General features: G+C 44.8%; 8 protein-coding genes and 1 tRNA gene. 4 read left to right on the top strand and 5 right to left on the bottom strand.

Translation table 11 applies throughout. The features are described from left to right. Window positions 1-32 precede the first annotated feature (32 nt). The 3 genes from RH88_RS07055 to RH88_RS07045 form a co-directional block, all read right to left on the bottom strand. Window positions 33-106, bottom strand: a tRNA-Cys gene (locus RH88_RS07055). Window positions 107-283: 177 nt separating this feature from the next. After that, window positions 284-640, bottom strand: a complete 357-nt coding sequence (locus RH88_RS07050) for an MmcQ/YjbR family DNA-binding protein (RefSeq protein WP_005594516.1) — start codon at window positions 638-640, stop codon at window positions 284-286. Between the two features lie 79 nt (window positions 641-719). After that, window positions 720-1,211 carry a MarR family winged helix-turn-helix transcriptional regulator gene (locus RH88_RS07045; RefSeq protein ID WP_005594515.1) on the bottom strand — a complete coding sequence of 164 codons (492 nt, stop codon included), beginning with the start codon at window positions 1,209-1,211 and terminating at the stop codon, window positions 720-722. A 137-nt stretch (window positions 1,212-1,348) separates the two neighbouring features. Here RH88_RS07045 and RH88_RS07040 point away from each other — a divergent pair, with 137 nt between their 5' ends. Continuing rightward, window positions 1,349-2,230 (top strand): DMT family transporter, encoded by an 882-nt coding sequence (locus RH88_RS07040; protein WP_040757872.1) that lies wholly within the window; start codon window positions 1,349-1,351, stop codon window positions 2,228-2,230. Window positions 2,231-2,333: 103 nt separating this feature from the next. On the opposite strand, the gene viaA is transcribed toward RH88_RS07040, so the two are convergent. Both viaA and RH88_RS07030 read right to left on the bottom strand, forming a co-directional pair. Beyond that, on the bottom strand, window positions 2,334-3,779 hold the full coding sequence (gene viaA / locus RH88_RS07035; RefSeq protein ID WP_005594512.1) for an ATPase RavA stimulator ViaA: 1,446 nt from the start codon (window positions 3,777-3,779) through the stop codon (window positions 2,334-2,336). 8 nt (window positions 3,780-3,787) lie between these two features. Then, a complete protein-coding gene (locus RH88_RS07030) occupies window positions 3,788-5,452 on the bottom strand; it encodes an ATPase RavA domain-containing protein (protein ID WP_086027398.1) in 1,665 nt (554 codons plus the stop codon). 260 nt (window positions 5,453-5,712) lie between these two features. Between RH88_RS07030 and RH88_RS07025 the strand changes: the two genes are divergently transcribed. The 3 genes from RH88_RS07025 (at window position 5,713) to RH88_RS07015 (ending at window position 7,755) form a co-directional block, all read left to right on the top strand. After that, window positions 5,713-6,243, top strand: coding sequence for an NUDIX hydrolase (locus RH88_RS07025; protein ID WP_005594508.1), 531 nt, complete (start codon window positions 5,713-5,715; stop codon window positions 6,241-6,243). A 34-nt stretch (window positions 6,244-6,277) separates the two neighbouring features. Then, a complete protein-coding gene (gene ltaE / locus RH88_RS07020) occupies window positions 6,278-7,282 on the top strand; it encodes a low-specificity L-threonine aldolase (RefSeq protein WP_005594507.1) in 1,005 nt (334 codons plus the stop codon). Window positions 7,283-7,434: 152 nt separating this feature from the next. Beyond that, window positions 7,435-7,755, top strand: coding sequence for a c-type cytochrome (locus RH88_RS07015; protein WP_005594505.1), 321 nt, complete (start codon window positions 7,435-7,437; stop codon window positions 7,753-7,755). Window positions 7,756-7,855 lie beyond the last annotated feature (100 nt).

Raw genomic sequence — 7,855 nt, 5'->3', positions numbered from 1 at the left:
TTTTGTATCACAGCATTTTCTTTAAGAGAAAATGGAGGCGCCTCCCGGAGTCGAACCGAGGTCCACGGATTTGCAATCCGCTGCATAGCCACTCTGCCAAGGCGCCTTAATGAAACGCTTGAGTTACCCACCGCTGCGTTCGCTGCATACTTTACGGATTACGGGATCAGAGTCAAACAAAAATATTAATTCTTTGTTCGTTTGCCGAATATAAAAGCGATTGGGTGACTATTCGATCAAATTGGACAAATTTTATAACGCCAATATGACCTAATCCCGATGACTAATCAAAACCCAACGCAACACGTTCAAGCTTTTTAAGCCCTTTAACCACCAGCGCATACGAACGTTCGCACAAATCTTCGACCATGCCATCCTCTACATCACCGGGATAATACACCGTAATCCAATGGCGTTTGTTGGTGTGATAGCCTGGGGTAATATCATTAAACTGGGAAGTGAGCACTTCTCCATCTTCTGGCTTTACTTTTAGAGTGACGTACTCTCGCCCTTCTCGTCTTGCTAGAATAGCAAACATTTTACCTTTCACTTTATACACCAAGGCATCCGGACCAAATGGGTAATCGGCTTCTGCACATTGGAATGAATCAAGAAATTTCGCCAACTCTGTATTTGTCATTGTACTTCCCTTTCAAATCAGTTTTCGGTGAGACATCTTTCGTCACGATATCGACAAATCCATAGAAACATCATGATTGTTACGTATCGAACGTCATCAACCACTGTTTGAGCTGTTGATTTAGCGGCTCTCGTTCGTTGACTGCAATACCCGCCATCAACTCCTGCTGCAAAGTAACGTGTTGCTCTATTAGATGCTCGATTAACTCTAACCCTTTATCGGTGAGTTGCACACTCACACTACGTCGATCCAACGGATTGCTCGCACGTGAAACCAATTCTTTATCGGCGAGTCTATCAAGTCGATTCGTCATCGCCCCAGAGGTGAGCATTAAGGCACTTAACAACTCGTTTGGAGTCAACGCATAAGGCTCTCCGCTGCGCAGTAGTGAGGCTAACACATCAAACTCGCCCATTTTAAGATCATGTTGTTTGTGCAATTTCGCAATACGCGTTTCTAAATGCTTACTTAAGCGCAACATTCGGCCAATGATCGCCATTGGCTCGGTATCTAAGTGCGGTTTTTGTACCGCCCATTGTGTAATGGATCTTTCTACCGGATCCTGTTTCATGACTCACTGCTATTAAGTTGGTTTTTATCTTTACGTAAAGACACTTTACATCGTTCGAGTATCACCGTACATTCTACGATTAATATCTTTATGTAAAGATAAGTAACCAGCAATAGGTTACTGTCAAAAACGGCACTATGAATATACTCCTTGCGATGATCCCCGCATTTTTCTGGGGTTCGACCTACGCGGTAACCCAGTATGCACTGCCTAACTGGCCACCGATTCTACTCGGAGCATTAAGAGCTCTACCTGCTGGTTTGCTATTGTTAGCCATTAAACCCATGTGGCCACATGGTAAACAGTGGCGTCAACTTGCCCTGCTTGGCACTATCAACATCGCTATCTTTTTCTGCTTGATCTTTGTGATGGCACTGACGCTACCATCGGCGATTTCTGGTGTTGGCATGATGTCAGTCCCTGTATTTGCCATGCTCTATCATTGGTTGTTTCGCGGGCGTGTTCCTGCGGCTATTCAAGCGATATGTGGCGCCCTATTGATCTTATTGGCATGGTTGCTCTTTGACCCAAGCGAAATTACGCTCAACCCGATTGGGCTGCTGGCAATGCTCGCAGCCATCATTTGTATCGTGATTGGTAGTGATATAACCAAATCACTTGGTACCAGTATGCATTGGTGGCAGGTGCTCACTTGGCAGCTTATTCTGGGCGGCAGTTTGCTCAGTTTAGTCGCCACGATACATGGTGTGTTTGAACCTTTGCCTTACCTCGCTGCGATCGGCCAGTTTAATGCACACAATTTGGCAGGGCTACTTTGGGTGGTCATTCTCAACACGGCATTTGGCTATGGTTTATATGTATGGCTTTTACAGCGTATGACGGTGGTGGAATTTACCTTTGGCGGCATCGCCAATCCGATTGCAGGCATCGTGTTTGGCTTACTGCTGATGGGGGAGAAATTTAGCCCGTTTCAATATAGCTTAATGATTGGCATGATCATGATGTCGTTACTGCCGCAGATCGTGATGCAACGTAAACATCGTAAAGCAGCAATCTAGTCGCTGCCTATCTCCATCTGCGCTATTTTCGTTCAAGCTTGCCTATGAATGAAGGCCGCAAAGGGAATAAGCTTAAACCCTTTATTGCAAGTGTTTAGCAGGGTTACCACTTACGCATCAAACGTCCAACTAAATTGGGGTGATATGCCCAGCTATGGTCAAACATCTGTAATAACTCGGGGTTGCCGTATTTAGACAAGTTAATCGCATGGAAGCGATTAGAGCAGGCTTTTAAATCCAACACTTGTTGCTGCATTTCCGCCACCGGAACAGGCGCAATAAAATCAGAAATCACCACCATATCGGCATTGCGATACTTATCCCCCTGCATTAACGAGACTGTTTTCTCAATTACCGGCTCTAGATCCGTACCACCATGAAAGCTATAACTTAAAAAGTCGCTCGCTTCACGCAAGCCATCTTGCTTGGTTAACTCGTAAGTGATCACTTGCGTTGAGAACAGCATGACATAGCATTCCCGATCTTCGGCCAATGCGATTTGCATCAGCGCGTAAGCCATTGCTTTAGCGCATTGCTCAGGAAAACCACTCATTGAACCTGAAGAATCGATACAGACCACAAACGGGCCTTTATCGATATCCGCTTTACTATGATCAGGCGTGTGGGCACGTATTTTACGCAAGGTGCGTGATTTACCCTGAGTTTTATAATTCATCAGTCGCTTATCCACTAAGTGCTTGTAGAAGATCACTTCCAATTCTGGATAAGCGAGAAATAGGGTTTCGTTAGGCAGTAATTTATTAAGATCGTCACTTTCATGCACACCAACAATATCATCGGTCGCTTCATCGCTGAGCTCTTCCACCACTTGAAGTTCTTCTTTTGGTGTGCGTTGTAAACTAGGATCATTGACCTCACTGGCCATACGTCCAAGCTGCTCGGCAATTTCTTGTAAGCCTTGGTGTTTTTGTAAAAACTCGGCGTGACGCTTCATGACGGTGAGATCATTTTTACTCAGCTTAGCTGATGCCATATCCCATAGGCGTCCAACACTACTTTCATCACCTTCCTGCGTCACTTTATCCATGTTTTTCATGGTTTCCATGCGCTGGTAAAGATCTTTCAACACCTTCTCTTTGTTGACTTCTAACTCTGTTAACTGCGCTTGGCGAATCGCATCATACAAACTTTGATACCATTGATCGCAAAAATAATGAGGGAACATTGGGTTAGATAACCCTTTGTTTTTCTCCAACAGTCGACGAGCTTGTAAATAAAACGCGCTATGCCATTCAAGCTGCTTCACCACTTCTGGTATCTGTTGGAAGAACCGGGCTTCATCCCAATGGATCACTTCTTGATACAGCGCCAGCTCTTGCTGAAACCGTTCCGTTTCGCATACTTTGGTAATGCGCTTTTTAACGCTGCCACGCCACTTAACCAAATGATTCTTTACGGATGATTTAATACCGCGATTCTCCGCCATCGCCATCACTTGTGAGCGAGCCATCAAATCGTTCACTGCCGAATCGATAATGCCTGAATCGGCAATCATCAATGCAAGGTTAAGTCCGTCTGCGCCTAACATGCCGTCACCTATGCAAAGAACTGATCAAGATTTTTAAATCGAAATACCGTGCGTTCACACTCGGCTTTGGTCGATTCAAGCTGTTGCTGCAAGCTTTGTAAGCCCGCTTCCATCGCAATCGGCAATTCTGGATGAATGAAGCCATGAGGAAGCGCACCATGAAAATTCGACTTAACTTTACGCAAATGATGTTCTGCATGTTCTAGTTGCGCAACTGCTTGCTCAGACTTGGCTAGCCACTCTTGATAGGTCGCCGCATCAAGCCCCTTTTTCGTCACCAAACCGACCAGTACCGCGCGGTTAGCGATATCTTTGACGATCAAGTTGTTAGCCGCGTCTAAATCAAAACGTAGCAAGCAAAGGTTAGTATTCTGGTTTACGTAACCGTAAACATTTCCACTCCCCTCTTTGACTACACGCTCTAGCTCATGCTTAGGTACATAGATCCAGCGGCTATCACCTTTTTCGGATTCCGACACTGACATATTGCTTTGTAGTAGCACCAATTTAACCAGATCTTTGGCATGACCAACTTGATAGGCTTTAGCATCACTCACATCGTAGTGATGAATTTGCTTCTTAATCAAACCCGTGGTCGATTCCAGCGATACCAACATTGAGAACTCCGCTTCCAACTCTTCTTGAACATCAGCAAGTTCTTCACGACACACGTTCAGTTGCTGCTCTACCTCTTGCTGGTCAAAAGCATGATTAAGTGCAAAGTCGTTCATGACCTGTTGCACAATTTCAAGTGATTCTGGGCTGTTCCACAAACAGTCTTGTAATAGCAGTAGATCAAGCGGATTAATGGTTTCACGGCCATTAAAGTAAGCGCTGGCTTTTAGTAACTTGACCGCTTTTTTCCATCGGCGATCAGAGACGTACATGTCTGATTGGGCGAACTCAACCCCCACATCCGCCGCCTTTTGCTCAAGCAATGATTTTAACTGATAGAGCTTTTCAAACACATCATCGCCCAGCGTCAGTTGATCAAGCTCTTGCTGCCACTGATGATATTCCAAATCGGTAATCGCCAAACCCGGTGGAATTTGTGCCTCTTGCGCAGTCCCTACTGTTAGCATTGATTTGAAGTTTTGTTTGTTTTGGATTCGATTGACAAAGATGCGCACCAACATGCGATCATAAAGCGCTTCTAATCCACTGTCTTGGTCAGGTAATTCGTTAGAAGCAGAGACCAACAAACGCATCGGAACACGCTCTACATCACTGCCGTTTTTGAAGGTTTTTTCATTCACCACCGTTAATAAGGTATTCAAGATTGCCGGCCCTGCTTTCCAAATTTCATCAAGAAACACGACTTGTGCAGTTGGCAGATACCCCTGTGTTAAACGATGGTAACGACCGTGATCTTTTAGCTCTTGAATACTGAGTGGGCCAAATACCTCTTCGGGTGTTGAAAAACGCGTCATCAAGTATTCAAAATAGGACGAGTTATCAAAAGCTTGAATTAAGCGCTTGGCAATCAAACTCTTAGCGATACCCGGAGGGCCTAATAAAAACACGCTTTCACCGGCAAGTGCCGCCAATAAACACATCTTAATTGTATCTTCACGCTCATAAACGCCATCCGATAGCGCTTTGGCTAGCTTATTGATACGTTCAGAAAGTAGTGCTTTATTGGAGTGATTCACTCGTGAAGTGTTTATCAACATTTTGCTCCTTGACCCTGCGGTATTAGCTTCCTTAAATGTAAACACTTGTTATCAAAATGTTACACATACATTTAAAGAATAGAGCAAATATTTATAACAGAACCACTTTTGCGGGAACGGAATGCAATCATTGTTTGCATAATTGAGATGAGCATCACTTTTTCATTCGATTGATTCTCAACCTATTAGAATTTAGACGCTTTTATTCCACAGAATAAATCGCTAAGGTAGCATCAGTCTCTTAAGAATCGACCAATACCATGACGCAAGCAAGTTACCAAAATGTGATCCATACATGGAAACGTATTTCACTGGTTGAAGAACAGGTTGAATTACCCAATGGTCAACAAATCGTTCATACCACTATCGCTCATCCTGGCGCAGCGGTAATCCTGCCGATTGCCGACAACGGCGACATCGTGATGATTAACCAATATCGACCGTCGCTTAAAAAGTGGTTACTTGAACTACCGGCAGGCACACTCGAAAACGACGAGCCCATTGAACAATGTGCTTGTCGCGAATTAGAAGAAGAAACCGGCTATAGCGCTGCTACCATTCAGCCGTTGGGCCAAGTGACACCACTTGCCGGCTTTTGTGATGAAATCCAGTATCTTTTTGTCGCCAAACAACTCAGCAAAACTGCTCGTTATCAGTGCGATGACGATGAGGTGATTGAAGTTATCCATTTACCGCTTGTTCAAGTAGAGCAAATGATCATTAATGGTGAAATCACCGATGCTAAAAGCATAGCCTGCCTATCCAAAGCTAAGCTGTGTGGTTATATCTAAACACTTTTTAGCCGCAATCAATAAAGGAACATTCATGGATTTTCGTTCAGATACCGTAACTAAACCGACGCAAGCAATGCGTCAAGCGATGGCCAATGCTCTCGTCGGTGACGACGTTTATGGTGATGACCCAACCGTCAATGAATTAGAGCACTGGGCAGCTGAGCGCCACGGCTTTGAAGCAGCCCTGTTTACCACCTCTGGTACACAAGCGAATTTACTCGGTTTAATGGCGCACTGTGGCCGTGGTGATGAATACTTATGTGGTCAGCAAGCGCATAACTACCGCTATGAAGCTGGTGGGGCTGCCGTGCTCGGTTCTATTCAGCCACAGCCAATCGAAAACAATCCTGATGGTACGCTCGACTTTGCCAAGCTCGAGGCGGCAATCAAGCCCGATGACAGCCATTTTGCACGTACTCGTCTATTAAGCCTTGAAAACACCATTAATGGCAAAGTGCTTCCTTTAGCTTACCTTGCGCAAGCAAGAGAATTTGTCGATAAACATCAGCTAGCCCTGCATCTTGACGGTGCACGTGTTTATAACGCTGCGGTTGCGTTAGATGTAGATGTCAAAGAGATCGCGCAATACTTTGATTCCATGACAATCTGTCTTTCAAAAGGATTAGCCGCGCCAATTGGCTCACTACTGCTAGGTAGCCATGAGTTTATTGCCAAAGCACGTCGTTTGAGAAAAATGGTGGGTGGTGGTATGCGCCAAGCAGGCATTTTAGCCGCCGCAGGGAAACTGGCATTAACCGAGCAAGTACCACAATTAAAGCAAGATCACGCCAATGCGAAGCGCTTAGCTGAAGGGTTAAGCGAGATCGACGGCTTCTCCGTCAACCCTGAGTTCATTCACACTAATATCGTTTTTGCCAAACTCGATGATAGCGTTGACGTAAAAGCACTGGCAGAAAAGCTCGCTCAAGAAGGTATTACTATCTCACCAAGCAATCCGTTGCGCTTTGTCACCCATAAAGACATTTCTGCACAAGATATTGAAACACTATTATTGAAAGTCTCGGCTTCGATCTAATTTCATAACTAGAGCCCATCGCGACTCTAATGTAATATCGGCGCTGTCAATCTGACGCATTATTTTACTAATGCGTCAGTGTGCCTCCCTCAAGTATGTCCTGAGACTAGGAAGCGCTTCTATATTTCAAGTAACTACAGCGATATCATCACATGATTAACAAATTCGTTTGGCTTTCTCTTTTGCCTTTAGTGTTTTCTCCTTTCACGTTTGCCGAGTCTTTCGGTGATGCCAAACTCGGAAAAGTAAAATCGCCAAGCTGTGTGTTCTGCCATGGGCAAACAGGTAAGGCTATCAACCCAAGTTACCCTAATCTCAATGGGCAAAATGCCGCGTATCTTTTTCAATCGATGTTGGATTATCAGCAAGGTAAACGCACCGGTGGCATGGCGCAAATGATGGGAGCGCAACTGCGTAACTTGAACGAGCAAGATCTAAAAGACATCGCCGCATTTTACGCCGAACAACCTTAATTTTATCACAGAGATATCAAGGCTAACGGATCGCTTCCACAAGCGGCATTTTTCGTTTGTGTAATCACCGCCTTCGATATAGACTGCGCCACCTTTAAAA

It is taken from the genome of Vibrio scophthalmi LMG 19158 (genome assembly GCF_000222585.1).
Lineage (GTDB): Bacteria > Pseudomonadota > Gammaproteobacteria > Enterobacterales > Vibrionaceae > Vibrio > Vibrio scophthalmi.
This window is presented reverse-complemented; position numbering and strand designations above follow the sequence as displayed.